Source organism: Methylomonas sp. BW4-1 (genome assembly GCF_052474385.1).
In genome coordinates this window covers 694501-720372 of record NZ_CP184125.1, presented here as the reverse complement: position 1 = coordinate 720372, position 25872 = coordinate 694501, and the positions used below count along the sequence as shown (strand labels likewise).

The window sequence follows — 25872 nt, the reverse complement described above, 5'->3', positions numbered from 1 at the left end:
TTTACTCCGGGATTGAATCGAGATGGCGTTGGGCAATAGCGCAGAATGAATCGAAATCGGCTAAAAATGCATCGGCTATGTCCGGATCAAAGTGGCGACCACGTCCCTCAGCAATAATAGTCTTGACTTCAGCAAAAGCCATGGGCTCTTTGTAAACGCGCCGGGAAATCAAAGCATCGAATACATCCGCCAGCGCCATAATCCGCGCGGAAACCGGAATGGCATCGCCGGCCAACGCCTCCGGATAGCCGCTGCCATCCCACTTTTCATGGTGCCAATGCGCGATTTCCTTCGCCAAAATCAGAAACTCCACCGAGCGCGTCGCATCGCGTTCGGCCATTTCTATCGCATCGCTGCCCAATTTGGCATGGGTCTTCATCACCGCCCATTCTTCGGGAGTGAGTTTACCCGGCTTTTGCAGGATCGCATCCGGTATCCCGACTTTGCCAATATCATGTAAGGGCGCGGAGCGCGTCAGCAATTCGATGTAATGATCGGTCAATGTCGCGAAAAAGCGCGGATGGCTCTGCAATGCAAGCGCCAAATGCTGTACGTAACCTTGGGTGCGCAAGATGTGGTTGCCGGTTTCCGGATCGCGAATTTCCGCCAGATGCGCCAAGGCGCGAATGCTGACTTTTTGAATCAACTCGTTTTCGCTCATCCGTTTTGCTATTTCCATTTCCAAGTAGGTGTTTTCGTCGCGCAACCAATCTCTGGCCTGCTTTAACTCCAACTGGGTGCGGATCCGCGCTAAAACGATGGGCGGCAGAATGGGTTTGGTAATGTAATCGACCGCGCCGACATCCAATCCATGCAGCTCGGACTCCATGCTGTCCATCGCCGTGACGAATATCACCGGAATCGTGCGCGTAATAGGATCGGCGCGCAGATGCTCAAAGACTTGGTAACCGTCCATACCCGGCATCATCACGTCAAGCAAAATCAAGTCCGGATAAGGCTGATTGGCGGCCATCTGCAAGGCTCTTTGCCCGGAGGTAGCGACGCGCACGCGGTATTGCGGTTGCAGTAATTCGCTGATGACGGTGAGATTTTCCGGAGAATCATCGACTACCAAAATGGTTTTGCTTTTAGTATCCAACATACTTCCCCCGAGAACGGCCGATTATTGTTGTTATGGCCTGAAGAAAATTCATCAATTTTGCTAGTTTACATAGTGAAATGAACAATATTCCGATAATAAACGGAATTACTAAACCTGAGGTATTTCGATAGAAAAGCTGCGGCAAGTGCCTCAAATTTATAACACAATCCGACACCAACAAGTTTTCTCAGGGGACAAAAGCCGCCACTCTCGCCTATTGAACTCAAAACGACAACTCCACTGGCTTGCGGAACGAAAAGGACCGATAATTCCGCCTTTTTTCATTTGCCGGATTTGCATGGAATTCAAACTCAAAGCCACCGATGGTCACGCCCGCCGCTGTCAACTGACTTTTGCCCGCGGCGTGGTGGAAACCCCCATCTTCATGCCGGTCGGCACCTACGGCGCGGTAAAATCGCTAACCCCGGAAGATTTAAACGCACTAGGTGCACAAATCATTCTCGGCAATACCTTTCATTTGCTGCTGCGACCCGGTATGGAGGTGATGAAAGCCCACGGCGATCTGCACGACTTCATGCGCTGGCAAAAGCCTATTCTGACCGACTCGGGCGGTTTTCAGGTATTCAGCCTGGGCGCGTTGCGAAAAATCAGCGAACAAGGCGTGACATTCAAATCACCGGTCAACGGCAGCAAAATCTTCATGGGCCCGGAAGAATCGATGCAGGTGCAGCGCGATCTAGGGTCGGATATCGTGATGATTTTTGACGAATGTACCCCATACCCGGCCACCTATCAAGAAGCCGCTGACTCCATGCGCTTGTCCTTGCGTTGGGCGGAACGCAGCAAGCGCGCGCATGAAGGTAACTCGTCTGCATTGTTTGGTATTGTGCAAGGCGGTATGTATCCGCAATTGCGCGAAGAATCCATCGCCGGCTTAACCGACATCGGCTTTGACGGCTACGCCATCGGCGGCTTGTCGGTCGGCGAACCTAAGCACGAAATGCTGGCGACACTGGATGCGATCCACCAGAAAATGCCGGTGGATAAACCCCGTTACTTGATGGGCGTCGGCACCCCGGAAGATCTGGTGGAAGGTGTCAGGCGCGGTATCGATATGTTCGATTGCGTGATGCCGACCCGCAACGCCCGCAACGGCCATTTATTTACCCGCCACGGCGTGATCAAAATCCGCAACCAGCAATACCAATTCGATACCCGACCCTTGGACGAAGATTGCAGTTGCTACACCTGCCGAAACTACTCGCGCTCTTATCTAAAACACTTGGACAAGTGCAAGGAAATGCTGGGCTCCAGACTGAATACCATCCACAATCTGCACTATTACCTGGAGTTGATGCAAGGTTTGCGGGACGCGATTGACGGGCAGACTTTCGATGAATTTGTTGCGGCGTTTTACGACCAGCGCGGCAGCCGCGGACCGGTTTAAAAGCCGCCGTTATGTTTCAAAATACGGTGGTTTGCCGGCAAGCCGCCGGATGCTTTACCCGTGTTGAGCGGCTAAGCACCGCCCAACATCTCTAAGGCCAGTTGCGCCATATTTTTTGAGCCGCCGCCATCGCCAAGCTGATGTTTGACGGCCTGCAACTCTGAAATACAGCGCTGCCGATAATCGCTGTCGCCCAACAGTTGCAGAATCTCGGCCGCCAAATTTTCCGGTGTTAGTTGCTCCTGAATCAATTCCTTGACGATGGCTTTGCCGGCAATGATATTCGGCAGCCCGATAAATGGGATTTTTACCAAGCGCTTACCCAGCCAATAGCTAAACGCAGCCAGCCGATACACAATCACCATCGGCACCCCGAGTAAGGCAATTTCCAGCGAGGCGGTGCCGGAAGTGGTCATCACCGCGTCGCAGCATTGGATGACATCATAGGGCTGCTGTTTGATTACCTTAACGGCTAGCGAAGTGTTTACGAAATGCGCAGCCAATGCCGCATCGCTGATCGAATCGGCTTGCGGTAAGACAAACTGCAATTCCGGCCGCTGCGCGGCCAAACTAGCCGCCGCTGCCAGCATTACCGGCAGGATACGTTTGATCTCGTTGCCGCGGCTGCCAGGGAGTATGCCGACGACAGGCCGATGAGGGTCCAGGCCAAACAACTCGAAATCCTCAGACCGGCTGCGCTGCGGATGGACTTTATCAACGGAAGGATGGCCCACATAACGGACCGGGACGTTTTCGGCTTCGTAATATTGAGTTTCGAATGGAAAGATCACCGCCATCATGTCGATGGCCTTGCCGTAAGTCACTACCCTGCCCGGCCGCCACGCCCAAACTTGCGGACTGACATAAAACAACACCTTCACGCCTTGGCTTTTTGCAAAGCGCGCCAGCTTGAGGTTGAACTCTTTGTAATCGACGCAAACCAGCAAATCCGGTTTTTCATCGCGAATGATCTGTTTCAGTAAATTCAATGCGCGGCGGATCTCGCCGTAGTGCTTCAAAATTTCCACCAAACCGATCACGCCGATGCCGGCCGAGTCGTAGCGCACGTCGATACCGGCCTGGCGCATTTTGCTGCCGCCCATGCCGATGCCGCGAATCGCCGGGCATTGTTGTTTCAGTTCCAGGAACATATTGGCGGCGTGTTGATCGCCGGAGGATTCGCCGGCGCTAAACAGCACCGTGTAGACAGATTGATTGGTCATTTGGGAACAGTTGGTGGGCTGCGTGTTGCTTAGCCCACCCTACATTAATGCGTTTCGGAATTTACGCTTGGAAAACGCCGCGAATGACGCCGACAATTTGCTTGACGGTATCGTCACTCAGATTGGAGCAAATCGGCAACGAGAAGCAACGCGCCGCTACCGACTCGGTAACCGGCAGGGAAAGGCCGGCGCACTCTTCTTTAAACACATTTTGTTGATGCAGCGGTACCGGATAGTAGACGGCACAGCCAATCTTCTGCTCTTGCAAGGCTTTCATCACCTCGTCGCGGCGGTCGGACAACAAAGTGTATTGATGATAGACATGCACACCAATGCCGTCTTCATAAGGCGTAGTCAAGGGCAAATCGGCCATCAGATCAGAATACAAGTGCGCGGCATGGCGGCGAGCTGAATTGTATTGATCGATGCGTTTTAACTTAGCGCGCAACACCACGGCCTGTAGCTCGTCCAGCCGGCTGTTGTAGCCTATCACGTCGTGATAGTAGCGCACATCCGACCCGTGATTGCGATATTGCTTGATCTTGGCGGCCGTCGCGTCGGAATCGGTCGTCACCAAGCCGCCATCGCCGAAGCAGCCCAGGTTCTTGCTGGGAAAGAAACTAAAACCGGCTGCATTGCCGAAACTACCGGTTTGCTTGTTGTAAACGGTGGCGCCGAAGGATTGCGCGCAATCCTCGATCAGTTTCAAATCATGTTTTTCGCAAATGGCTTTGATGGCCGGCAAATCGGCGGGCTGGCCGAATAAATGCACCGGCATCACCGCCTTGGTTTTGGCTGTGATGGCTTTTTCGATATTTTCCGGGGTGATATTGAACGTGCCCGGATCGATGTCGACAAACACCGGCTTGGCGCCGACGTATTTGATTGCTTCTGCGGTGGCGATAAAGGTAAATGCGCTGGTAATGACTTCGTCGCCCGCGCCTATGCCTTCCGCCAATAAGGCTAAATGCAATGCATCGGTACCGGACGCGCAACCGATGGCATGTTTAACGCCCAGATACGCAGCGGCTTCTTTTTCAAAAGCCTGCACATTCGGCCCCAGGATAAACGCGCAATTGTTAAGGGTTTCGGTGAAACCGCCGACGATTTCATCTTGAATTTCCGCATACTGCGCTTGCAGATTGACCATGGGGATCATAGTGTCAGCCCTTTATCGATGGGTTAAAAATTTGGTGATTTCTATCGCGGTAGCCAAGGCTTTGCGGCCCGCTTCGCCGGGGACCAGCGGATTCTCGCCGTTCTTGATGCAATTGACAAAATGTTTAATCTCATCAAGCAAGGCATCGCCGCTTTCAAATACCGATTCCTCAGTGACGATTTCCGGAATACCGGGGAACATTTCTTTATCGCCGGTTCTGTGTTTAATCAAAACCCGATTCTGAAAATCCACGGAAATATAGGAACAAGGACGGAACATGCGCATCTTGCGTTCCATTTTCATGCTGATACGGCTGGCGGTGACGTTCGCCACGCAACCGTTTTTAAAGGTGATGCGGGCATTGGCGATGTCGGTGCCTTGGGTTAATACGGCGGTGCCGCTGGCATCGATTTTTTCCACTTCCGAATCGACCAGCGCCATGATGATGTCGATGTCGTGAATCATTAAATCCAACACCACGCTGACATCGTTGGCGCGCGGGTTGAACGGCGACAAACGATGCGACTCGATGAACAGAGGCTTATCTTCCATTTTCTCCAAACCGCGTACGGCCGGGTTGAAGCGTTCCAAATGCCCGACCTGCAGAATGACGTTCTTTTCCTTGGCAATCGCAATCAATTCATCGGCTTCTTCTACGGTAACGGTGATCGGCTTTTCCACCAGTACATGCGCACCGGCATTCAGAAAGTCTTTGGACACGCTGTGATGGTAGCTGGTGGGTACCACAACACTCACCGCATCGACTTTGCCGAGTAAATCATGGTAATTCGTCAACGCTTGAGCGCCGTTTTTTTCGGCAACTTGTTGCGCCGCCTCGGCATTGATGTCAACCACCGCCACCAACTCGCAATCCTTTAACGATGCGTATTTTTCCGCATGAAATTTTCCTAAATATCCGGCACCTATCACGGCACATTTCAGTTTATTCATAAACGACCTAAGCTTGATTCGCGGTTTCCCAGCCTTTGACAGACGCGCGCCGGGCATAAAACCGTTCATTGTAACATCAGATTCTGTGTTGAATAAGCCGCACCAGCATTCGCAAACGGATCGACGAATGATTAACCCGGCCCTTAGATACCATTCGCCTTTATGCCCTTGAGAGTACTGAGTCTATCGAAGGACAAATCACTCAAGGCTTTGACGAACTCAGCTCAAACGAGGCGCCAGGGATAAGTTGAGCCCGCTGGATAAGGCCAGCCCCATGCATCAACTTGAAATGCCGACAAAAGCAACTAACCTTGCCTCGATACGAAGATTCTGAAAAAAATGTAGTCCTAAGCTTACACACAGAGACAGATATGCATCCAAGAAACCAGCGAATAGCTATCGCCCTGCTCAGCCTGGCAGCCCACGCCAACGCGCATGCCACCGCAGCGGAAGACGAACATATCCGCCAGATTGTGCAAGGCGTGCTGAAGGAAAAGGACCAGAAAATCGAACAACTGGAAGCCCGTATCAAACAACTGGAACAAGAAAGAAGCGGCGCTGTAGCCGCAGCGCCGAGCCCGGCAGTCGCTAAGGCCGGCGAACCCGCCCCGGCACCGGTGAAAACGGCTGCGAACGGCAAACCTGAGCCAACCGTGGACACCAAACTCCAGGCCCTGGACAAGAAAATTGCTGCTTTAAAAGAAGCGGCCGAAGCCAACGGCCTGCAAATGAGCGGTTTTTTCGACATCAACGCCAAAACCGGCAACTCCACCGATCAAACTTTCAGCGTCGGTTCGGTGGAATTGGATCTCGACTATGTACATGACGACCACTTTGGTGCCAGCTCGGCGTTAGTACTGTGCGGCAATTCATCCAACGCCGACTATGGCGCGCCCGGCGCGGTATTCTGCGGTAATAGCGGCCCCGGCGCGCTAAGTGGCGGCAGCACGATGGCCGGCATCGCCGTCGCGCTGGTCGACTATCATTCGTTCAATGATCGTATTCCGCCGCGTGGCCGGATTTTCAATAACAAGGGTTTTCACATCCAGGCCGGCCGTTTCGACTTACCGTTCGGTAACGACTACCAAAATTTCGCCAACAAGGACCGCATCACTATTACCGCGCCGTTGACCACCTCTCGCATGCAATTGGGCGGTTACAATGCCGACGGTATTCGTTCCTACGGCGCCTGGGATATGTTCAACTATTCGGTGTTCTGGACCGACGCGCTGTATGCCAACGACGGCCATACCGTCGGCGGCCGGGTGGGCCTGGCTTTGGGGCAAAACACCTACAAGATCCACAATACCAATCCTGAAGGCATTGAAATCGGCGTTTCCCATCTGAGCGAGTTCGATGGCGAAAACCGGATCCGCAATACCGTTTACGGCGCGGACCTGAGTATCGGCTACGGCATGTGGCGTTTACAAAACGAATTCATGCTGCTGAATGCGCATCAACAGGTGTTTTTGGAACAAGACGCGGACGGCAATCCATTGCCGATCATCATCCCCGATCCAAACACCAGCCCTTTCGGCAAGGGCCATCAACTGGGCTATCACTCCACGCTGACCGTGGATTTGGAAAGCCTGAGCAAACAGCCCATCGTGGCGTTCGCCCGCTACAGCCGCTGGCAGCCTTCGCAAGACCTTGGCCTGGACTTCGATGGCAGCACCGTGGCAATCAACGACATTTCCATGCTTAGCCTGGGCTTTAACTATAAATTTAGCGATCATTTGCGGGTCAAATTTGAATACAACGATTCGTTGGGCACGGAAACAGCCGAGCGTTATTTCGACAGAAAACTGGGCATAGCCCAAATCGTCATGTCTTTTTAATCATGAACAAGCTCCTATACAAATGCTTATTGGCCGGCGGCACCGGCGCACTTTTGCTGTTATTCGTCAGCGGCGCACATACCGCCGACGACAATCCGCACCTTATTTCCAAGCAATCGCCGCAAGCGGGGTGCAGTAATTGCCACACGACGACGCCTGAGCTCAAAGAGGACGGCATTTTACACAGCAAAAACATAACGGCCGACCAAGCCACCTTTAGCAAGGACGGCGTGGCCATGTGTTCCTCGTGCCATAATCCCAACCAAGGCCACAAAGTGGGCTTGAATATCGACTTTCCGGTACCCGCCGACTTGCCGCTTAACGAGGAAAACGACATTACCTGTCTGACTTGTCACTACACGCACGGCAAGCTGGATAGCGACCGGCCGCAAGCCAGCCACAGTTTCATGGATAAACTGATGAACGCCGAAAGGCTGAAAAAAAGCTTTTTACTCCGCCGCAACAACAGCGACGGCGAGCTCTGTTTAACTTGTCATAACGTCAACTAAGGTTCCTGAAAATGAACAATACCGTTACCAAACGTCGCCAAATTTTTATCAAAAGGGATTTTCAAGGCCGTTTCATCCTCGGCGCTTTTGCACTGATATTGCTGGCCGGATTATGTTCGGCCTTACTGATTTATTGGATGACCGGCGGCGATCTGCAGGCCCAATCCCAGTCGGCGCACGCCAATATCGTTAATGCGGCGGAACGCCTGGGCGTATCAATTTTAATCGGCAACTTGGTGGCCATTTTGGTTGCCGGCGGCATTGCGGTGAGCACCGTTCTTTACGCCTCGCATAAAATCGCCGGGCCCTTATATCGCTTCGAAACACTCTGCCAAGAGGTCGGCGACGGCAAGCTTGATACCGTCACGCACTTGCGAGAAAACGATCAGCTACAGGATTTGGCGCTGTCGTTTTCGAATATGGTTGCCAAACTACGCAACCGCCGCGAGCATCGCGCACGCTTAATTGCCGAACTCAACCGGCAGATCGGTTTGTACGCCTTAAACAACGGTGACGCCCTGTCAGAAGCCCAACACCATGCCGTTGCGGCAATGGCGGCGTTGGTGACTGATTTAGAAAAACTTGAAAAATAATTACCCAAAAACCTCATGTTTAAAAATATCTCAATCAAATCTTCGCTGATCTTAATTGCTTCCGCTTTGGCATTTGCCAATCTGCTGTTTGTGTTGTCGCTGTGGCATGCATTTCAGTCCATAGACGACAACTTGCAAGCAGCAGCGCAAAAACAAAACACCTCGGACTATTTGTCTCATGTGCGTTTTCATGTCGTGCAGATTCAACAATTTCTGACCGACGTCGGCGCGACGCATGATGATGGCGGCTTTGCCGAAGCCAAAGAAAACCTAGACGCCGCATTGTTAAATCTGGACAAAGCCGAACAATCTCACCCGGCATTGCACGCGCAAGTCGAAACATTGAAACGGGAAATTCAAGTAATGCACGATGCCGGCGTAAAGATGGCTTGGGATTACATTAAGTTGGGCACCGAGGCAGGCACCGTTACCATGAAGGCGCCGGGCTCAGGTCTTGACGACACAGCTGCCACGCTGACCGAAGAGTTAATCAGAATTACCGAGCAACTTGATCGGGAGCTTGCCCTCGCCAAACAACAATTAAGTTCGTCTTTGCACGATTACAGCCTATCGCGTATTGCGTTTTCAATCGGGTTGCTACTGTTTGTGACGGTCTGTTTGAGCATGCTTTATTTCAAAATAGAACCGCCATTGACCGAGCTGCAAAAATCGCTGTATCTGCTTAGACAGGGCGGCGGCGATTTGACCCGGCGCATTCCGCACGAAGGCAGTGACGAAGTCGGCATTATCGTCACCCAGTTCAACGAATTTTTAAGCGTGTTACACAGCCTGATGCGGCAAGTGGCGACGGAATCCAACCAGTTGAACACTGCCTCGAACCGCTTGAGCCAAATGTCCGAGCGGGTACAAGAGGATATTTTGAAACAGCAGATGGGCACGGATCAGGTCGCGGCAACGGTAACGGAACTATCCGCTACAGTGACGGAAGTGTCCAACAACACGGCTAACGCCGCGCAAACGGCGCAGAAAAGCAGCGTGGCCGCCAACCACGGCAAGGCGGTGGTGACCAATACGGTGCAATCGATTCATGCGCTGTCTAACAATATCGACAGGGCCAGCACCGTAATCGGTAATGTCGAACAAAACTGCGTGAATGTCAGCTCGGTGCTGGATGTGATTCAGAGCATCGCCGATCAGACCAATTTATTGGCGCTCAATGCGGCGATTGAGGCCGCCAGAGCCGGCGAACAAGGCCGTGGTTTTGCGGTAGTGGCGGACGAAGTGCGCACACTGGCCAGCCGAACCCAGGATTCCACGCATGAAATTCAAGCGATGATAGAACGCTTGCAGCAAGGCTCGCGGGAAGCGGTGAAAGCCATGTCGGAAAGCCGAAATCAGGCTAAGGAGACCGTTGAAGTCATCGAAAGTACCGGCGAGTTGCTGGACAACATTTCCAGCATGGTGGCGCAAATTTCCACCATGAATACGCATATTTCCGACGCGGTGAAAGAACAAAAAATCGTCGTCGAGCACATTAATCAAAACATCAATTCGATTAATGACGTCACCATCAACAACTCGAAGGACGCCGAGCAAACCGCGGAAGAAGCCCATCATTTGCAAAAAATCGCCGGTAATTTACACACCACGATTTCCCAATTCAAACTATAAGCCACCCAGCGCGCTATTCGGTTTACCTGCAAGCCAATAGCGCCTTACAACTCAAATACCTCCGCCAAGGGCAAAATCAACTCCGGCAAACTCAATAGAGGCAAATCTTCCTCAACCCCAAAAACGTCGGCATTGGCATAGCGACCGTCTGCGCCCAGAAAAAAACGCTGAACATAATTTTCCAACGGGTCGATGACCACATATTCCCTCACGCCGGCACGCTCGTAGAGCGCTTTTTTTTCTCGCATATCCTTCAGCGCCGTGCTGGGGGATAAAACCTCTACCACCAAATCCGGCGCCCCGTGTATGGCTTTTTCGCCGATCTTTTCCGGGTTGCAGACCACTAACAAATCCGGTTGCACCACGTCATGCTCGGAGAGAATGACGTCCACAGGGGCGATGAAAGGCTTGCAGGGCTTACCTTTTAAAAATTGTTCCATCCGGCTAAAAACACGTCCAGCAACCGTCTGATGTTTGATGCTGGGTGCGGGACTCATATTGTAAGGAACACCGTCGATTAACTCCCAGCGCTCATCGTCCGGCCATCCCGTATAGTCGGCGATACTGAAAGTTTGTACCGACGATTTAGGCACGCTATTCATTCTTCGCCCCTACTGAACATCCAGTTTAATCCAGCGCAAACGATTGGCGTTGCTGACGACCGTGACCGATGACATGGCCATGGCCGCGCCGGCAATCATCGGGTTGAGTAACAAGCCAAATAGCGGATACAGCAAACCGGCTGCAACCGGAATGCCGATGGTGTTATAAAAAAACGCACCCAACAGGTTTTGCTTGATATTGGCAACCGTCAATGTCGACAGCGCCATCGCCTCGGACACCTTCAATAAGGAGCCTTGCAGCAACACAATGTCGGCGCTTTCGATAGCCACGTCGGTGCCGGTGCCAATCGCAAAACCGACATCCGCTTGCGCCAGGGCCGGCGCGTCGTTGATACCGTCACCGACCATGCCGACAATTTCGCCTTGCTGTTGCAAGGCTTTTACCACGGCGGCTTTGTCTTGTGGCAAGACTTGCGCTCGGACTTCGCTGATTCCGGCTTGCGCCGCTATCGCTTGCGCGGTGATCTCGTTGTCGCCCGTCACCATCAGCACGCGGATACCTTGCTTCCGTAATTGCCATACCGCTGTGGCGGAATCGGGTTTAATCGGGTCTGCGACCGACACGATGCCAACGACCGAATTTTCGACGGCCAAAAACATTGGCGTCTGGCCTTTTGCCGCCAATTCGGCCATTTTGTCGCGATGCTTGCTATCGTCGATGCCATGTTCCGCCAGCAACGCGGCATTGCCGAACAAACATTGCCGATCCGCGATGCGGCCGGCGATACCGTGCCCGGCCACGGCCTGAAATTTTCTGACCTTCTCCAACTTAAGCTGTTTTTGTTCGGCAGCCGCCAGTATCGCTGCGGCCAAGGGATGTTCGGACCCCGATTCCAGACTGGCGGCATACTGCAACACCTGAGCTTCGTCGACATCGCCAAAAGCAATCACCTCCGCCAGACTGGGCTTACCGGCAGTGACGGTGCCGGTCTTATCCAAAATCAGACAAGTCAACTTGCCGGCGCTTTGCAAGGCTTCGCCTTTGCGGATCAATATACCGATTTGCGCGGCACGACCGACCGCGACCATCACCGAAATCGGCGTCGCCAAACCCAATGCGCACGGGCAAGCAATTACCAGCACCGTCATCGATGTGACAAACGCATAACCCAGAGCCGGGTCTGGGCCAATACTCAACCAGATCAAAAAAGTCAGTACCGATATGCCCACCACTGTGGGGACAAATACCGCGGAAATCTTGTCGGCCAATTTGGCGATGGCCGGCTTACTGTTCTGTGCTTGCCGCACACTTTGAATAATCTGCGCCAAAGCCGTATCGCGGCCGATACGGGTCGCGCTGAATAAAAAACTGCCTTGCTGATTAATCGTGCCGGCGGCGACGCTGGCGCCTTCCATTTTCTCAACCGGCATCGATTCGCCGGTGAGCATGGATTCGTCGATAGTCGAGTGGCCTTCCAAAACCACCCCGTCCACGGCGACTTTTTCGCCGGGTCTAACCCGTAAGATTTCGCCCAGACCGACTTGTTCGATAGGAATATCGATCTCCTGCCCTTCGCGCACGACGCGAGCGGTGCGGGGTTGCAAGCCAATCAATGCGCGTATCGCCGCCGAGGTTTTGCCCCGTGCGCGCGTTTCCAGCGCACTACCCAGATTGATGAAGGCCAAAATCACCGCAGAGGCTTCGAAATAAGCGTGCGCGGACAACGAAGGCAGCTGACTGGAATAATCGATAACGATACAGGAATACAACCACGCCGAACCGGTACCCAGCGCGATCAGGGTATCCATATTGGCTTGCTTAACGAGCAGCAATTTCAGCGCGCTGTGAAAAAAATGTCCGCCGGAATAAAACATCACCGCCAACGTCAACAGGGCCACCTCGGACCAAAACACCGTGCCGGCTACACTGCCCATCACCGGGAACCAGTCCAGATGTGCGCCCAGCATCAAAGGCAGACCCAATGCGCCAGCGACGCCAGCCTTGCGCAGCAGGTCGCGATAACGCTCTTCTTCCTGCTTTTCCTCTTCGCTCGGGTCTTCCAAGCCTTCCATCACCGCCGCATCGTAGCCGGCGGATTTTAAGGCCTGCTTCATGGCTTGATGATCGGGATCGCCGCCGACGGTAGCAGAGTGGTCGGCAAAATTGACGGTGACGGACGCAACCCCCGGCACCGATTGCAAGGCGGTTTCCACTGCGCTGACACAACCGGCGCAACGCATGCCGAGTATGGAAAGCCGTATTTCCTGCTGCTGATTAGTCGATTGATCTAAAGTCATGACGATTCCCAAGCAATATCGTGTTGATCCGTAGGCAAACGGCGATGCGGTTTTATTCGACCTTGAAACCGGCGTCGACAATAACGTCTTCGATTTCGTCCAAGTCGGTTTGCGCCGGATCAAATTCAACTTCGACCCGTTTGTCTTTATGCGAAGCCTGCACCGTTACCACACCGGCAATCGCCGATACTTTACTGACGATGCTGCTCTCGCAACCGCCGCATTTCATACCGCTTACTGTTAACGTTGCTGATTCGGACATGTTGATCTCCTTATGATTGAAATTAAGACTGGCCGGCCATTCTCGACTTAAACTGTTTGAACATGGTATAAGGCGCGACCTATTCGCATGATAGTGCAATGATCGGGAGCCCGTAAATAAATGACAGATTTTCTGATTGGCAGACAGCAAATTCTGGACCGCCATCTGGACACTTTCGCCTACGAGATTTTATTCAGGGGCAAAGATTTCGATCTCAGTTTGAAAGATGGTGCCGCCAACGCCACAAATCAAGTTATTACCGATACGCTGCTGGAAATCGGCCTGAACGAACTGGTCGGCCCCCACAAAGCCTTCATTAATTTCACCACGCAAAACATCCTAGACAAAACGCCGCTGCATCTGCCCAAAGAGCGTATCGTCATCGAAGTATTGGAAAGCGTTACTATCGATGACAACATTGTCGCCAACCTGAAAGAATTATCACAGCTGGGCTATACCATCGCGCTGGACGACTTCGTCTTGTCCCCGGAGTGGCTGCCCTTGCTGGAGTTTGCCGATATTATCAAGCTGGATGTGATGGCCGACGGCCTGGACGGCACCCGGCAACTGATTGAACAGCTAAAACCCTATAAACTCAAATTACTCGCGGAAAAAGTCGAAACGCATCAGGAGTTTGAAACCCTACGCGAATGGGGTTGCGAGCTGTTTCAAGGCTTTTTCTTCAGTAAACCCAATATTGTGGAAGGTAAACGGCTGGGCGTCAGCCAAACCGCCGCCATCCAATTACTGTCCGCAGTGAACAAGGCGGACGCCAGTTTTGCGGAAATCGGCAAGATTATCTCGCAAGACGTTGGGATGAGTTTTAAATTGCTGCATTATTTAAATTCCGCGTTTTTTGGCTTGCCGCAAAAAATCGAATCCATTCAGCATGCCATAGCTTGCCTGGGACTAGTCGAAATCAAACGCTGGGTGAACATTCTGGCCTTATCTTCCATGTCCGGCAAACCTTCTTCGGTGCTGCAAAACGTGCTGATCCGCGCCAAAATGTGTGAATTAATAGCGCGAGAACTTAAAGACGATCAGGAACACTATTTTCTAATCGGCATGCTGTCGGGTTTGGACAGCCTGTTGGACATGCCGGCGAACAAAGTATTGGAACAATTGCCGCTGGCGGAAGATGTTGACGATGCCATTTTGAAATATCGCGGCAACGCTGGCGAAGCGTTACAATTCTGCATCGCCTACGAGCGCTGGGAGCCTGGCCTTGGCACCTTCCGCGGCATAAATCCCGAGTGTATCGCCAACATCTATCTTGAAAGCATAGATTGGTGGGCGACGCGCATTTTACCTTTCTTGGCCGCTTGAGCCATTTATCCTACCTACCGACATCATCATGAAACTGAGACTGACTTTATTCTGGCTAGGCTGTCTGTTCGCGGCCCATCTTTACGCCACCGAATTAGGTGTGGTGACGGCAGAACAACTCATAAACATGCAGCAAAATCAGAATGCGCTGGTCGTGGATGTGCGTACCGCGCCGGAATGGCAAGCCACCGGCGTCATCGCCAACAGCCAAAAACTGGAATCCTTTGACGGCAACGGCCACTTCGACCAGGAAAAATGGCTGGCCAACTTGGAAAAACTGAAATCGTCACCCGACCAACCAATCATTTTGGTTTGCCGTTCCGGGAATCGGAGCGGCAAGATCGGCCAAATCCTCACCGAACAGCTGGGTATGAAAAATGTCTATCATTTGTCCAACGGTATCCAGTCATGGATCAAAGACGGCCACCCGATTAAAGCCGATTGCTTGACTACCGCCTGTAAGTAACATGTCCCTGAACACGCTCAGTAACCAAACCATCGCGCTGGCCGGCATCGCCCAGGCTTGCTCCTTGGTGCATCAGCTTGCCGGCACCGGCACTTGTCCAAACGCCGCATTGGAAGCCAGTATCAGCAGTTTGCTGAAAATAGACGCGGACAGCGTGATTGATGTCTACGGCGGCTTGATCGGTATCGAACACGGCTTACAACAGCTCACGACCCAGCTCGGCAGCCGGGTGCTGGCCAGTCCGGAACAGGCCCGATACGCGGCACAGATTGTCTATTTGCAAAAACAGTTGAACAAACAGCCGGACATGCAAAAAACCATACAGGCCGGCGTCAGCAAGGCTCAAGCTCAAACCGAACATTTCGGCGTGCTGCATGAAAATGTGCTGGCCAATCTAGCCGATGTGTATCACAGCACCATCAGTACCCTGCAACCGCGGATCATGGTGCAAGGCGATCAGCAATATCTGGGCAACCAAAGTACTGTGAATAAAATACGCGCCCTGCTGTTGGCAGGCATACGCGCCACTTTATTGTGGCGGCAATGCGGCGGCAGCCGTTGGAAATTATTGTTCTTCCGCAAAAAAATCCAGGACGAAGCCCAGTTTTTACTCACCCAAATCTGACGCCAACATGCCGGAACTACCCGAGGTCGAAACCAGTCGGCGCGGCATTGCGCCGCATATTACCGGCAAAACCTTTAAAACCGTGATTGTGCGTCACCCGCAGTTGCGTTGGCCGGTTCCTGAGTCCCTGACCACCGATTTGCCGGGCCAGCGTCTGGACGCTGTCGAGCGGCGCGGCAAATATTTATTACTCGGTACGGGGCGCGGTACGCTGATCCTGCATCTGGGCATGTCGGGGAGTTTGCGCATCACCACACCCGAGCAAACGCTGCGCAAGCACGACCACATCGACTTCATTTTTGCCGACGATACGGTACTGCGCTTTAACGATCAGCGGCGCTTCGGCGCGGCCTTGTGGACTGCCGAAGATCCGATGTTGCATCCCTTGCTGGCCACGCTGGGGCCTGAACCGCTCTCCGCGGCATTCGACGCTAACTATTTGCGGCAGCGGGCGGTAAACCGCGCGGTGCCGATCAAATCATTGATTATGGACAGCCATGTCGTGGTGGGCGTGGGGAATATTTATGCCAGCGAAGCCTTGTTCTTAGCAGGCGTACAGCCGATGCGCTGCGCCGGAGAACTGGATACGCCGGCGTGCGAAGCGTTGGTGGCGGCGATCAAAACCGTATTGCAACAAGCCATCGATAAAGGCGGCACCACGTTGCGCGACTTTAGCAATGCCGAGGGCAAGCCAGGGTATTTTAAGCAATCCCTAAATGTGTACGGTCGCGGCGGACAAGCCTGCCTGCGCTGCGAGGAACCAATTCAGCAACTCAAAATTGGGCAACGCGCCAGCTACTATTGCGGCAATTGCCAACACTAAGCCCGTTAATGCCGCCAATCGAAAACGGCGGTTACCCGATTGCCGCAACCGTGGTAAACCAGACTGCTGCATAAAGTCTCCAGCATGATAATGCCGCGGCCGCAGTAAGCCTCATCACTCTTCCGCAAACCGATGCGCCGTCGCCAATCGAAGCCGTTGCCGCTATCGACGACTTTAACGATCAAGCGGCCACCGTACTCGGTCGCATGATGGATAAACGATAAGCGGATTTTGCCGCGCTGGAGCTGTTGCAAGCGTTCGTCCTTCATCGCATAAAAGCGCATAAAGCCCTCCGGACTGCTCTTCAGAGCCGAATCCAAGCCCAGCACGCCATGGTCCAGCGCATTCGCGAACAATTCACTGACTATCATAAAAATATCCTGGCGATAATTCTGTAAACCCTGGATTTCCATGACGGTGTTGACCATGACCGGCACCGGATTGATCAGGCGCAAACTATCGATGTCAAATTCCAGTACCTGCTTCCAGGTCGTCGCGGCGATCCACTGCCGGGGAAGCCGGATTTCTCGCCGCCCCCAGGGCACGCTATCGACCGCACAGCTCAAAATAACCAGGGTATTGTCATCTTTCTGAATCGCACCGCCGGTGTGCGCTTCAAGGCTGGCCTGCAAATTTTTGATGGTGTCGGATTTACTTTGCCGGATAGCATTAAGAATGCGTTCCCCGCCGAAAAGCTCACCTTCAGCATTTTCCGCCTCAAAAATACCATCTGTGAGCAGATATAAACGCTGATTCTCGCTTACCCGATGCAGTTGCTCTTCGATGTCAATCGAAGGCTGAATACCCAGCGGAATATTCAAAGAGCGTATCGCCAAAAAACTGTTGTCGGCATGATTGACTAAAAAATGCTCGGGTAGCCCGCAGGTAATGCTTTTCATCGACGACGACTCGGGATACAGCGCCACCACCGTCGCCGCCAAAAAGCGGTTGGCCGGCAACACCCGATACAGTTTGGCGTTAATTTCGGTAACGATTTCGTTAATATCGAAACCTTTCCGCGTCATGCCATAGAAAATGTCCGCCAGCGGCGTAGCGGCTATCGATGCCGACAAACCGTGGCCGGTAAAATCGCCCAACAGCACATGCAAATGATTTTCCGGGGTTTTGGCAATCAACACCAAATCGCCGTTAAACAAGGCCATCGGCGACATCACCACTTCCACGGCTTCAGTTTCCAGAAAGTCGGCTTTTAACACATCGTTGAACAGTTTGGCCGCGACTTCATGTTCCAGGTCGGAAGTCTGCCAATAATCGAGCAACAGCGTTTTTTGCGCGTGCTCGTGCTGATACAACATGCGCAGTTTTAACGACGACCGTATTTTTAACAGCAATAAATGCTGATTGACCGGTCGACAAATGACAGCGTCGATCTCAACAGCGGCGCAATGGTCCAGCAGCGTGTCGGTTAAATCATCGGCAATCAATATGATAGGCAGGTAGGAGTCGGCTGCATCGCGCATATCGGCTACCTGCCGCCAAGGCCAATCTCGACAGGCAATAATCAGTAAGTCCACCGGCGCATTTGTCAGCAGCTCCATCACCTCTTCCGCGCTCGACGCCACCGCACAGCGAAAATCCTGCGCGCGCAGCACGCCTTGCAAACTATCTGCACTTGGATTTGCTCCAGCATCCTCCAGCAAAACAATAGAGGTCTGAGCAGGCAGTGGAAATGAGTTCGGATGATTCATTCTGAAGAGTTTGCTCGCCGCTCGATGCACGCTTATTGATTTATAATTTGCGCTTCTTACACCATGCGGCTGGCTATGACGATTTTATTTTTCTCGCTAAGAGGGGTACCCACGGACGAAGCGGACGATGTTCGGCAGTTACTGGCCGACAACGATATTGAATTTTACGAAACGTCAGCAGGCAACTGGGGCATTTCCATGCCGGCTATCTGGCTTTATCAACGCGACGACGTCGATAAAGCCAGACAATTATTCAACGAATACCAACAAGAACGCGCCCTAAACCAACGCGCACTGTACCGGCAATTGAAGGCGCAAGGCGAATACCAAGGCTTTTTCCGCCACAATCTGAACAAGCCCATCCGATTTCTCGGCTATAGCCTGCTCATAGTCCTGATTTTTTACGTCTCTTTGAAATGGTTGTTCGAGCTGGGCCTAGGCCTTTGAATCGTCGTTAGTTAGACTGCAATATCGTCAACATCCGTTGGGCGTGTTCCGCCACTTCTATACCCAGGTCGGTCAGATACCCGCCGTCATGCTGGGTGACCAATCCTTTGTCGAACAGACGTTGCGCCGCCGCGATCAATACCGGCTCGGCATTGCCATGCACCTTGACGCCTTCTTGTACGGACTCCAGATTGAACAAGGATAAAAATTTAATTTCCGCGACCAATTCTTCGGTTAAAAGCATGTGTTACACCCTTTGTAATAATTATTAATCTTCGCTGACCGTCGTAGTCAGCCAACTGTATACGCGCTTTACAAGCAAATCGTAATCTTGTTGATAGCCGTGATCCTCGCCATCCATTCTTATCTGCCGATACACCGGATTATCTTTACCGGCCATACGCCGTTGCCGGGCGCTATCGAGCACTGCCGGTAAATCAAACTCGGCATATACATCCAAAAAAGGCAATTGCACTTTTTTAATCAAATCGAGGCTTTGCGCCTGTGTTGCAGTGGTTTGCGGCACGGGCAAACTAATCGATACCAGCGCCGTCACGTCATTGGGTTTATCGGCAAGCCTGGACGCGGCCATCAAAGCGCCCATGCCGTAGCCGACAATTGCGATATGTTTCGCACCGTTTTTCAGCAGATGCTCGACAGCCGCATCAATCCGTCCACGCGCCTCGTCGAACAGCGGGTAATAGTCTTCAGCCTGCGCGCCGCTTTCCCTGATAGGCATTTGTAAGGCAAGCGTCGCCCAATTATGCATCGGTAACCTGGTTCGCAAGCGATGAATCAAGGGCTTGGCATCGGGATGTTCGCCCATATCGTGCAGTACGATTGCTACCTGGCTGTTGTCGGTCTTTTCGGCTTCCGTGAAGAGCGCCAGAAAGGTTTTGTCGGCGGATTTCAACCAAGTTGCCTGCCCCATGGACAATTGTTGCTGAATAGCCGCAGCAAAGTCCTGCTCTCTGCGGCTATCGGTCGCAAACACCGATGTCGAAACTAGCAATAATGCCGCGAATAACGACGCATTGCGCATAGTGAACACTAACCTTTGCTGTAAAAACCGCTAAAGGTATAACGCTCATGGATATGCCGCAACAGCACCATAATCACCGACGCCACGGGCAAGGCCAACAAGACGCCTAAAAACCCGAACAGCTGACCACCCGCCAGTACAGCAAACATGACTGCTACGGGATGTAAACCGATTTTGTTTCCGACCAACCACGGCGTCAACAGCATGCCTTCCATACTCTGACCCACCGCAAAAACGATCAACACCGGCAACAGATGCATCGCATCCTGAAATTGTAGCAAGGCTGCGATACAGGCAAAGACGATACCGGTAATAGCGCCCATATAAGGCACGAAACTGACCAAACCAGCCAGCATACCGATCACCAGGGCCAGTTCCAGATCCACCAACCACAAGCCGACGCTGTAAATCACGCCCAGCGCCAGCATCACATAAAACTGGCCGCGCATGAACGCACCCAACACCACGTCGGCCTCGCCGGCCAGTTTGGCGACAGTGCCGGCAACGCGGCGTGGAAACAAATCGTGGATTCGCGCCACTAAGTCGTCCCAATCGCGCAGTAAATAGAAGGTAATCACCGGAATCAACACCAGATTCATCACCCAACCAACGATCACCGCACCGGAATGGGAGACCGATTGAATCAGGTTCTCGGCAACGCCGTCGCCGTCTTGCCAATGACTCTTGATCAGATTAATCAATTGATCTTCACGCAACGGTCTAATCGTGCGTCCCAGATATTTTTGCAAAACCGGCACGACCGATTTGTTTATCCAGTTTAAATAAGACGGCAGTTTGTCGATGAATTCGCTGATTTGATATTCCAGGGCAGGAATGATGACGATCAGCAGCGCCGCTATCGAAAAAATGATGCCGGAAAACACCACCATGACTGCCAGCGTCCGATTTAAACGCCAACCGCGGAATTGCAAAGTTTCCAGCCTATCCACAACAGGATCGCCTAAGTAAGCGAGAATAGCCGCAAACGCAAAAGGCATCAGCACCGGCGCCAACACATACAATAGGCCGCCGAAAGCCAGTATAAAGGCCAGTACAAACCATTTTTGCGAATCGTTCATCTCTACCATCATGCGACCTTATTGCTTGGATTGTTTACGGGCTTTCCAAACTTCCAGCACTATCGGCAAGATCGAAATCAGCACGATGCCTAACACCACTAACTCGAAGTTTTTCTTCACCAGCGGAATATTGCCGAAGAAATAGCCGGCAAACACGCAGATCAACACCCATGCCACCCCGCCGACAATGTTATACAAAATGAAAGTGCTGTAAGGCATTTTCCCTATCCCGGCCACAAACGGCGCAAAGGTGCGCACGATAGGCACAAAGCGCGCCAGTACGATAGTTTTAGCGCCGTAGGTATCGTAGAACGCCTGGGCGCGGTCAAGATGTTCGCGGTTTACCCAACTGAGCGAATAGGCGCGTTGACCAATGCTGCGACCTATCCAATAGTTGACGGTATCGCCCAGCACCGCCGCAGCTCCCAAGACGCCGAGCAATATCGGCAGATTGAAAGCATCCATCGCCACGAAGGCACCGGCGGCAAACAACAGGGAGTCACCGGGCAAAAACGGCATCACTACAAAACCGGTCTCGACAAAAATAACCAAAAACAAAATGGCGTAGGTCAGCGTGCCGTAGTCGCTGATGATATTGGCCAAATGTTTATCGATGTGCAGCAGAATGTCGGTCAAATAGTGTAGCCAGTCCATGTTTTACTCGTTTGGTTGAAAAATCTCGGTCAATAATATCTGCTACCGATCACAGCTTTTCGGCGCGCTAGAAGAAATAAGCCGCTACTGCCCCGCTTATTAGAGCAAGTGCCGCCGCCAGCAACCATACCCACAGTTTAGGCTTACCGGATTTTTGCTCGTAAGGCACGCCTTCGATGCGCGCATTCACTGCTTTCAATTTACCGCCGGTATCACGGGCGACTTCATAAAACAACACATCGCCGCGCACCGGACGGCGGGCCATGCCTTTTAAAGAGGAAATATGGACAAAAATATCTTTGTCGCCGTTATCCGGCTGAATAAAGCCAAAACCTCTATCGTCTTTCCAGGTTTTTAAAACACCTTTCAGGATGGTCGTATCCGCCATCTTTTCACCTCTAGTTAATTATTATTTTTGTGTATTTTGTCTGAAAAATCCCGAAAACATAAAACCCGGCCTGGGCGCTTTTGATTGATTACGCCGCCTGACTTTGCGATTCCCGGTAAACCTGGCATCCGCTACTACGATGCGTTAGCTGTTTTACCAGCCAACGCGCCTGGCAAACGGCAGACGGTATTGCCGGTTCTGTTTGGATGGTTAATTTGCGAAGAAGACGACGACCACACCCGGCGTCGATATTCATAAAAGCACTGACAAATCGGCTAACGAAATCTTTCACCGCTAACCGATCAATGGGAGACAAGGCGACGTTTCCAGCTATCGCGCAAAACGCCGCCTTTGATTAAAATTTCTTGTCAATCAAAACCTTATCATCGATAACCAGCTTCGACACGCCTCCCAATGCCAAATGCAGGGTACAGGATGCGGTTTTGAAGTTAGAGTCTTTCTCGCCTACCCATTCCATCGTGACATAGGTCGTTTTATCGGTATCGGTTTTGGACGGGAAATACACTTGGGTACCGGTTTTGTTTTCGATCAATTTCGGACATTTTTGGTTAGCCATTTCCTGCATGGCTACCAACGTGCGGATTTGCGCAGCGGCCTCTTTTTCCTCGTTGGATTGATCCTTGCTGACACCCACCAAGATAAAACCGGCTACAAACACCCCCACCACAGCGATCATCAATTTCTGTGTTTCACCCATTGTTGCTCTCCTCTGTTTTGTAGTTATTTTTTCGGCGAATCCGAATTGTTACCCTTCGGATTCTATGCCAATCGACCGGTATCGGCAATGCGCCTGACAAAAGCCTTACTGCGGATCCACCTGCGCAATCCAATCGCCTAAATTATAGTAGTTGGTGATGCGCGCGACTTTACCGTCGCGAATATCGAAAAACGCGCCGGCCGGCAACCGGTAGGTTTGGCCATTGGCTTCCGGTAGGCCTTCGTCGGTGTTCAGGTATTCGCCCAACACCACAAACTCGGCCGCGCCGCGCGTGCCTTCTTCGTTGGCCATAATCACCATGTCCACCAACTGTTCTTTATAGTGATGATTCATTTTTTTCATGAACTCAGCGAAAGCGGCCTTGCCCTGTTCGCGGTCGCCCTGGTTAATGTCATGCACCATATCATCGGTCAACAAGCTCAGAAAGGTATCCATGTCGCCGCTGTTGAATGCTTGATAGTACTGTTCGATAAGTTTTTTTGCTTGTTGCATAGTGGTCTTGAGCCTAGATTAAAAACCGTCAATTTTGCCAGAAGCCCGGCTTTTTTTCAGCTTAAAATTCCACGCCCTGCTCGGCCTTGATGCCGGCGGCATAAGCGTGCTTGATTCTGGTCATCTCGGTGACCGTGTCGGCAGCCTCAATGACTTCCGGTGCCGCATTGCGGCCGGTCATCACCAAGTGTAACCAGGTGGGTTTATCGTTTTTGATGAAATCGGCGATTTCCTGGCCGCTGATCCAACCATAGCCGCAGCAGTAATTGATTTCGTCGAGGATCACCAAATCAAACTCTTCGGAGAGAATTTTTTGTTTGGCAAACTCCCAAATTTCCCGGCTGGTTTTAATATCTTGTTCCGGATTCTTGGTATCCCAGGTAAAACCATCGCCCAAGGCATGCCACTCGATTTCTTCGAATCGCGTCGCCGCCCGTTGCTCGCCGGTTTGCCACTGGCCTTTGATAAATTGAATCACGCAGACCTTCATGCCCCACCCGGCGGCGCGGAATACCATGCCAAACGCACTTGAGGACTTACCCTTACCTTCGCCGGTGTGTACCAGTACGACACCGTGCCTTCTATCTCTGGTTTTCATTAATTATGCTTCTCTGGCCGATTTAGCAGCCGCTCGTTCAAGTTGGCCGGGCATTGTAACAACTTAGTAGCTGCTAAGAGACAGAAGCAGGAATGCCGCACCGCAACCGGCCAGACGAAGGGCAAAAGCCGCAGTGAAGAATTCTTTTGCCGCGCCTGCTTAAAGGCAATGGCGTGTCGATCTAGCCCAGGCACGACTTGCGCCGTACGGAATAGCCCAACGTATACAATCCGGCAACAAAAGTCCAAAACGCGGCAGGTAACGGCACGGGCGCATAGCTAAAACCGCTGCCGCTTAGCAACTGATAGCGGCTATCGGCAATACCGAGATACACCACACCGGTGTTCCCGAAATTAGCGGACGACTGGGTCAGGGTAGGTTTGAAATAGCTACTGGCACCCGCGCCGACTTCCAGAAAAGCATCCAGTGAAATCAAGGTATTGACCGGCACCGAAAATGTCGCCACGCCGGTACACGACGCCAGCCATGAACAACTGAAGCTGCGCGGTGTATAACCATTTTCCGTGAAAGAAATACTGTCACCCGTACTTAGTTGCACAGCACCGCTGGCGGCCGCGGTGCCGGACAATGCTCCCGACACCAAATAAGTCAAAGTCAGATCGATATTTCGACCGCTGGGGCCCACCAACTTGAAGTTATCGGCAAATGACACTTTGCTGCTGGCACTGGCGACATTCGCGGCATAGGCTGTCGCACTGGCACTGGCACTGGCTTTCATTACGCCGGGAGTGACAAAACCGCCGGCGGCGGAGCGGTACGTCTCAACGTAACTACCCGGCCCACCCGCATTGGGTACTTGATACAACGCATCGACCGCAGACGATGAAGGGGTATTGATGTTGTTTAACACCTTGGAATCCGCATCGTAGGACTGACTGCCATAAGCGGCGTTCGCGCTGGCGATCACGGTCAACGATGTGGTGTACGCAGCTGCTGTTGGTGCATAAGCCAACACTGCACAAAGCGCAAGCAAAGACGAGAAGCGATTCATAAAAGCCCTCTAATTGATTAACGTTGTTAAAAATGGTGGATGTCACAACTACCGGCCAGACTCAAAACGTGTGCCGGTGCGCTTAAACGCTACGTGGGAAATCAGAAAAGTTTCAGATACCGGCCGCAGCGGCCCATTGCCGACGCATCGCTCCGATTAGCGCCAATAATACCGATCCGAACAGCCAAGCCGTGGCTGGCAACGGTACTTGAGAAATCCCTGAAACGTTTGCGTAAGCATGGGTGGTAACCCTAAAAAATATGCGCCCGGTGCTCGTGGTTGGCAAAGTGACCGATAAGGTACCTCCAGCGCTGTCCGGCAAACTGCCGACAAAATTGGCGTTAAGAAATAGATCTTTTCTGGCTAGCAGCGATTGGTTAGGGTCGCCGAAATCATTGACCACCAACACTACGGACGCCGATGCCACATCACTCGGTTCGCTACCGGGCATCAAACTGATATTCATGCTGTAATCGACCGAGAAGGTCGTCGCCCCGCTGCCGGAACCAGTAAAGCTACCGGTGCGGGACGACTCGGTAACAACAGCATCGCCAAACGCTGGATCGAGATCCTGGGAATAGCTATATAGGACATTGGGATCAACATCAGCTCGCGAGGTAAGCGAGCGAATACCGCTGCCCGTTTGCAGGCTGGTTAGCGGCGTCACCCAATCGGACGAATAGGTACCAGCGCCATACGGTGTGTCCAGGCGCGTGCCCACGCCCGAAGATTTGTCGTACCAAGCGATGCCGGCATTCACATTGGTTCCAGACGTCACTCGGAAACTCCCCCAGTCAACGCTAACCTCGGCAGTTGCGTTCGCACTCGCGACGGCATTTGTATTAAAGACCAGCAGATCGAGGATGGACAGGGTTAGTAATGCAGTTTTGAATTTCATAATATTTCCTTTGAAAAGGCGAAGCTTGGCTTCACC

General features: G+C 52.4%; 29 protein-coding genes. 11 read left to right on the top strand and 18 right to left on the bottom strand.

Going from position 1 to position 25872, the window contains the following annotated elements:
- Position 1 precedes the first annotated feature (1 nt).
- On the bottom strand, positions 2-1102 hold the full coding sequence (locus ACH5Y9_RS03245; protein ID WP_033155397.1) for a response regulator: 1101 nt from the start codon (positions 1100-1102) through the stop codon (positions 2-4).
- A gap of 298 nt (positions 1103-1400) precedes the next feature.
- Between ACH5Y9_RS03245 and tgt the strand changes: the two genes are divergently transcribed.
- Positions 1401-2510: a tRNA guanosine(34) transglycosylase Tgt gene (gene tgt / locus ACH5Y9_RS03240; protein WP_445368498.1), complete on the top strand. Its 1110-nt coding sequence runs from the start codon at positions 1401-1403 to the stop codon at positions 2508-2510.
- Positions 2511-2581: 71 nt separating this feature from the next.
- Here the strand turns inward: tgt and lpxB are convergent, their stop codons facing one another.
- The 3 genes from lpxB to ACH5Y9_RS03225 form a co-directional block, all read right to left on the bottom strand.
- The gene (gene lpxB / locus ACH5Y9_RS03235) at positions 2582-3733 is read right to left on the bottom strand and encodes a lipid-A-disaccharide synthase (RefSeq protein ID WP_445368497.1); all 1152 of its coding nucleotides are present in this window, start codon (positions 3731-3733) and stop codon (positions 2582-2584) included.
- A 61-nt stretch (positions 3734-3794) separates the two neighbouring features.
- Complete coding sequence (locus ACH5Y9_RS03230; protein ID WP_445368496.1) at positions 3795-4892, bottom strand: DegT/DnrJ/EryC1/StrS family aminotransferase; 1098 nt, start codon at positions 4890-4892, stop codon at positions 3795-3797.
- A 12-nt stretch (positions 4893-4904) separates the two neighbouring features.
- Entirely contained in the window at positions 4905-5843 is a 939-nt protein-coding gene (locus tag ACH5Y9_RS03225; RefSeq protein WP_445368495.1) for a Gfo/Idh/MocA family oxidoreductase, read from the bottom strand.
- 371 nt (positions 5844-6214) lie between these two features.
- Here ACH5Y9_RS03225 and ACH5Y9_RS03220 point away from each other — a divergent pair, with 371 nt between their 5' ends.
- The 4 genes from ACH5Y9_RS03220 to ACH5Y9_RS03205 are packed head-to-tail and all read left to right on the top strand — an operon-like array spanning position 6215 to position 10415.
- The gene (locus ACH5Y9_RS03220; RefSeq protein WP_445368494.1) at positions 6215-7681 is read left to right on the top strand and encodes a hypothetical protein; all 1467 of its coding nucleotides are present in this window, start codon (positions 6215-6217) and stop codon (positions 7679-7681) included.
- Positions 7682-7683: 2 nt separating this feature from the next.
- Entirely contained in the window at positions 7684-8190 is a 507-nt protein-coding gene (locus ACH5Y9_RS03215) for a hypothetical protein (RefSeq protein WP_445368493.1), read from the top strand.
- Between the two features lie 11 nt (positions 8191-8201).
- Complete coding sequence (locus ACH5Y9_RS03210; protein WP_033155404.1) at positions 8202-8783, top strand: hypothetical protein; 582 nt, start codon at positions 8202-8204, stop codon at positions 8781-8783.
- Positions 8784-8798: 15 nt separating this feature from the next.
- A complete protein-coding gene (locus tag ACH5Y9_RS03205; RefSeq protein ID WP_445368492.1) occupies positions 8799-10415 on the top strand; it encodes a methyl-accepting chemotaxis protein in 1617 nt (538 codons plus the stop codon).
- 44 nt (positions 10416-10459) lie between these two features.
- Here the strand turns inward: ACH5Y9_RS03205 and ACH5Y9_RS03200 are convergent, their stop codons facing one another.
- The 3 genes from ACH5Y9_RS03200 to ACH5Y9_RS03190 are packed head-to-tail and all read right to left on the bottom strand — an operon-like array spanning position 10460 to position 13538.
- Positions 10460-11017 carry a Uma2 family endonuclease gene (locus ACH5Y9_RS03200; RefSeq protein ID WP_171695974.1) on the bottom strand — a complete coding sequence of 186 codons (558 nt, stop codon included), beginning with the start codon at positions 11015-11017 and terminating at the stop codon, positions 10460-10462.
- 9 nt (positions 11018-11026) lie between these two features.
- Entirely contained in the window at positions 11027-13276 is a 2250-nt protein-coding gene (locus tag ACH5Y9_RS03195; RefSeq protein ID WP_445368491.1) for a heavy metal translocating P-type ATPase, read from the bottom strand.
- A gap of 52 nt (positions 13277-13328) precedes the next feature.
- Positions 13329-13538 (bottom strand): heavy-metal-associated domain-containing protein, encoded by a 210-nt coding sequence (locus tag ACH5Y9_RS03190; protein WP_192396183.1) that lies wholly within the window; start codon positions 13536-13538, stop codon positions 13329-13331.
- 120 nt (positions 13539-13658) lie between these two features.
- Here ACH5Y9_RS03190 and ACH5Y9_RS03185 point away from each other — a divergent pair, with 120 nt between their 5' ends.
- The 4 genes from ACH5Y9_RS03185 to mutM are packed head-to-tail and all read left to right on the top strand — an operon-like array spanning position 13659 to position 16778.
- Positions 13659-14864 (top strand): EAL and HDOD domain-containing protein, encoded by a 1206-nt coding sequence (locus ACH5Y9_RS03185; protein ID WP_445368490.1) that lies wholly within the window; start codon positions 13659-13661, stop codon positions 14862-14864.
- Between the two features lie 28 nt (positions 14865-14892).
- Positions 14893-15330 (top strand): rhodanese-like domain-containing protein, encoded by a 438-nt coding sequence (locus ACH5Y9_RS03180; protein ID WP_445368489.1) that lies wholly within the window; start codon positions 14893-14895, stop codon positions 15328-15330.
- Position 15331: 1 nt separating this feature from the next.
- The gene (gene hflD, locus ACH5Y9_RS03175) at positions 15332-15955 is read left to right on the top strand and encodes a high frequency lysogenization protein HflD (protein ID WP_171695979.1); all 624 of its coding nucleotides are present in this window, start codon (positions 15332-15334) and stop codon (positions 15953-15955) included.
- Positions 15956-15962: 7 nt separating this feature from the next.
- Positions 15963-16778: a bifunctional DNA-formamidopyrimidine glycosylase/DNA-(apurinic or apyrimidinic site) lyase gene (gene mutM, locus ACH5Y9_RS03170; RefSeq protein ID WP_445368488.1), complete on the top strand. Its 816-nt coding sequence runs from the start codon at positions 15963-15965 to the stop codon at positions 16776-16778.
- A gap of 5 nt (positions 16779-16783) precedes the next feature.
- Here the strand turns inward: mutM and ACH5Y9_RS03165 are convergent, their stop codons facing one another.
- Positions 16784-18487 carry an ATP-binding SpoIIE family protein phosphatase gene (locus ACH5Y9_RS03165; RefSeq protein ID WP_445368487.1) on the bottom strand — a complete coding sequence of 568 codons (1704 nt, stop codon included), beginning with the start codon at positions 18485-18487 and terminating at the stop codon, positions 16784-16786.
- A gap of 75 nt (positions 18488-18562) precedes the next feature.
- Between ACH5Y9_RS03165 and ACH5Y9_RS03160 the strand changes: the two genes are divergently transcribed.
- A complete protein-coding gene (locus ACH5Y9_RS03160) occupies positions 18563-18934 on the top strand; it encodes a DUF6164 family protein (protein WP_033155411.1) in 372 nt (123 codons plus the stop codon).
- Positions 18935-18941: 7 nt separating this feature from the next.
- Here ACH5Y9_RS03160 and ACH5Y9_RS03155 read toward each other — a convergent pair whose 3' ends face one another.
- The 5 genes from ACH5Y9_RS03155 to ACH5Y9_RS03135 form a co-directional block, all read right to left on the bottom strand.
- Positions 18942-19178: a TIGR02647 family protein gene (locus ACH5Y9_RS03155; RefSeq protein ID WP_171695983.1), complete on the bottom strand. Its 237-nt coding sequence runs from the start codon at positions 19176-19178 to the stop codon at positions 18942-18944.
- A gap of 24 nt (positions 19179-19202) precedes the next feature.
- Positions 19203-19976 (bottom strand): DUF3530 family protein, encoded by a 774-nt coding sequence (locus ACH5Y9_RS03150; RefSeq protein WP_445369869.1) that lies wholly within the window; start codon positions 19974-19976, stop codon positions 19203-19205.
- A gap of 8 nt (positions 19977-19984) precedes the next feature.
- On the bottom strand, positions 19985-21055 hold the full coding sequence (locus ACH5Y9_RS03145; RefSeq protein WP_033155782.1) for an AI-2E family transporter: 1071 nt from the start codon (positions 21053-21055) through the stop codon (positions 19985-19987).
- 18 nt (positions 21056-21073) lie between these two features.
- Positions 21074-21709, bottom strand: coding sequence for a DedA family protein (locus ACH5Y9_RS03140; RefSeq protein WP_445368486.1), 636 nt, complete (start codon positions 21707-21709; stop codon positions 21074-21076).
- 67 nt (positions 21710-21776) lie between these two features.
- Positions 21777-22097: a cold shock domain-containing protein gene (locus ACH5Y9_RS03135; protein ID WP_051669653.1), complete on the bottom strand. Its 321-nt coding sequence runs from the start codon at positions 22095-22097 to the stop codon at positions 21777-21779.
- A gap of 84 nt (positions 22098-22181) precedes the next feature.
- Here ACH5Y9_RS03135 and ACH5Y9_RS03130 point away from each other — a divergent pair, with 84 nt between their 5' ends.
- Positions 22182-22355: a hypothetical protein gene (locus tag ACH5Y9_RS03130; protein WP_445368485.1), complete on the top strand. Its 174-nt coding sequence runs from the start codon at positions 22182-22184 to the stop codon at positions 22353-22355.
- Positions 22356-22452: 97 nt separating this feature from the next.
- Here the strand turns inward: ACH5Y9_RS03130 and ACH5Y9_RS03125 are convergent, their stop codons facing one another.
- The 5 genes from ACH5Y9_RS03125 to ACH5Y9_RS03105 all read right to left on the bottom strand — a co-directional run bounded on the left by ACH5Y9_RS03125 (position 22453) and on the right by ACH5Y9_RS03105 (position 25836).
- Positions 22453-22815, bottom strand: coding sequence for a hypothetical protein (locus ACH5Y9_RS03125; protein WP_033155415.1), 363 nt, complete (start codon positions 22813-22815; stop codon positions 22453-22455).
- Positions 22816-22920: 105 nt separating this feature from the next.
- Positions 22921-23328, bottom strand: coding sequence for a ketosteroid isomerase-related protein (locus tag ACH5Y9_RS03120; RefSeq protein WP_445368484.1), 408 nt, complete (start codon positions 23326-23328; stop codon positions 22921-22923).
- 61 nt (positions 23329-23389) lie between these two features.
- Entirely contained in the window at positions 23390-23926 is a 537-nt protein-coding gene (cobO, locus tag ACH5Y9_RS03115) for a cob(I)yrinic acid a,c-diamide adenosyltransferase (protein ID WP_445368483.1), read from the bottom strand.
- Between the two features lie 181 nt (positions 23927-24107).
- Positions 24108-24938, bottom strand: coding sequence for a hypothetical protein (locus ACH5Y9_RS03110; RefSeq protein ID WP_445368482.1), 831 nt, complete (start codon positions 24936-24938; stop codon positions 24108-24110).
- Between the two features lie 112 nt (positions 24939-25050).
- The gene (locus tag ACH5Y9_RS03105) at positions 25051-25836 is read right to left on the bottom strand and encodes a hypothetical protein (protein WP_445368481.1); all 786 of its coding nucleotides are present in this window, start codon (positions 25834-25836) and stop codon (positions 25051-25053) included.
- Positions 25837-25872: the final 36 nt, after the last annotated feature.

What these genes read in the sequence shown, in the direction of transcription:
- ACH5Y9_RS03245 (WP_033155397.1), bottom strand. Translation starts at nt 1,102, where the DNA reads ATGTTGGATACTAAAAGCAAAACCATTTTGGTAGTCGATGATTCTCCG.
- tgt (WP_445368498.1), top strand. Translation starts at nt 1,401, where the DNA reads ATGGAATTCAAACTCAAAGCCACCGATGGTCACGCCCGCCGCTGTCAA.
- lpxB (WP_445368497.1), bottom strand. Translation starts at nt 3,733, where the DNA reads ATGACCAATCAATCTGTCTACACGGTGCTGTTTAGCGCCGGCGAATCC.
- ACH5Y9_RS03230 (WP_445368496.1), bottom strand. Translation starts at nt 4,892, where the DNA reads ATGATCCCCATGGTCAATCTGCAAGCGCAGTATGCGGAAATTCAAGAT.
- ACH5Y9_RS03225 (WP_445368495.1), bottom strand. Translation starts at nt 5,843, where the DNA reads ATGAATAAACTGAAATGTGCCGTGATAGGTGCCGGATATTTAGGAAAA.
- ACH5Y9_RS03220 (WP_445368494.1), top strand. Translation starts at nt 6,215, where the DNA reads ATGCATCCAAGAAACCAGCGAATAGCTATCGCCCTGCTCAGCCTGGCA.
- ACH5Y9_RS03215 (WP_445368493.1), top strand. Translation starts at nt 7,684, where the DNA reads ATGAACAAGCTCCTATACAAATGCTTATTGGCCGGCGGCACCGGCGCA.
- ACH5Y9_RS03210 (WP_033155404.1), top strand. Translation starts at nt 8,202, where the DNA reads ATGAACAATACCGTTACCAAACGTCGCCAAATTTTTATCAAAAGGGAT.
- ACH5Y9_RS03205 (WP_445368492.1), top strand. Translation starts at nt 8,799, where the DNA reads ATGTTTAAAAATATCTCAATCAAATCTTCGCTGATCTTAATTGCTTCC.
- ACH5Y9_RS03200 (WP_171695974.1), bottom strand. Translation starts at nt 11,017, where the DNA reads ATGAATAGCGTGCCTAAATCGTCGGTACAAACTTTCAGTATCGCCGAC.
- ACH5Y9_RS03195 (WP_445368491.1), bottom strand. Translation starts at nt 13,276, where the DNA reads ATGACTTTAGATCAATCGACTAATCAGCAGCAGGAAATACGGCTTTCC.
- ACH5Y9_RS03190 (WP_192396183.1), bottom strand. Translation starts at nt 13,538, where the DNA reads ATGTCCGAATCAGCAACGTTAACAGTAAGCGGTATGAAATGCGGCGGT.
- ACH5Y9_RS03185 (WP_445368490.1), top strand. Translation starts at nt 13,659, where the DNA reads ATGACAGATTTTCTGATTGGCAGACAGCAAATTCTGGACCGCCATCTG.
- ACH5Y9_RS03180 (WP_445368489.1), top strand. Translation starts at nt 14,893, where the DNA reads ATGAAACTGAGACTGACTTTATTCTGGCTAGGCTGTCTGTTCGCGGCC.
- hflD (WP_171695979.1), top strand. Translation starts at nt 15,332, where the DNA reads ATGTCCCTGAACACGCTCAGTAACCAAACCATCGCGCTGGCCGGCATC.
- mutM (WP_445368488.1), top strand. Translation starts at nt 15,963, where the DNA reads ATGCCGGAACTACCCGAGGTCGAAACCAGTCGGCGCGGCATTGCGCCG.
- ACH5Y9_RS03165 (WP_445368487.1), bottom strand. Translation starts at nt 18,487, where the DNA reads ATGAATCATCCGAACTCATTTCCACTGCCTGCTCAGACCTCTATTGTT.
- ACH5Y9_RS03160 (WP_033155411.1), top strand. Translation starts at nt 18,563, where the DNA reads ATGACGATTTTATTTTTCTCGCTAAGAGGGGTACCCACGGACGAAGCG.
- ACH5Y9_RS03155 (WP_171695983.1), bottom strand. Translation starts at nt 19,178, where the DNA reads ATGCTTTTAACCGAAGAATTGGTCGCGGAAATTAAATTTTTATCCTTG.
- ACH5Y9_RS03150 (WP_445369869.1), bottom strand. Translation starts at nt 19,976, where the DNA reads ATGCGCAATGCGTCGTTATTCGCGGCATTATTGCTAGTTTCGACATCG.
- ACH5Y9_RS03145 (WP_033155782.1), bottom strand. Translation starts at nt 21,055, where the DNA reads ATGAACGATTCGCAAAAATGGTTTGTACTGGCCTTTATACTGGCTTTC.
- ACH5Y9_RS03140 (WP_445368486.1), bottom strand. Translation starts at nt 21,709, where the DNA reads ATGGACTGGCTACACTATTTGACCGACATTCTGCTGCACATCGATAAA.
- ACH5Y9_RS03135 (WP_051669653.1), bottom strand. Translation starts at nt 22,097, where the DNA reads ATGGCGGATACGACCATCCTGAAAGGTGTTTTAAAAACCTGGAAAGAC.
- ACH5Y9_RS03125 (WP_033155415.1), bottom strand. Translation starts at nt 22,815, where the DNA reads ATGGGTGAAACACAGAAATTGATGATCGCTGTGGTGGGGGTGTTTGTA.
- ACH5Y9_RS03120 (WP_445368484.1), bottom strand. Translation starts at nt 23,328, where the DNA reads ATGCAACAAGCAAAAAAACTTATCGAACAGTACTATCAAGCATTCAAC.
- cobO (WP_445368483.1), bottom strand. Translation starts at nt 23,926, where the DNA reads ATGAAAACCAGAGATAGAAGGCACGGTGTCGTACTGGTACACACCGGC.
- ACH5Y9_RS03110 (WP_445368482.1), bottom strand. Translation starts at nt 24,938, where the DNA reads ATGAATCGCTTCTCGTCTTTGCTTGCGCTTTGTGCAGTGTTGGCTTAT.
- ACH5Y9_RS03105 (WP_445368481.1), bottom strand. Translation starts at nt 25,836, where the DNA reads ATGAAATTCAAAACTGCATTACTAACCCTGTCCATCCTCGATCTGCTG.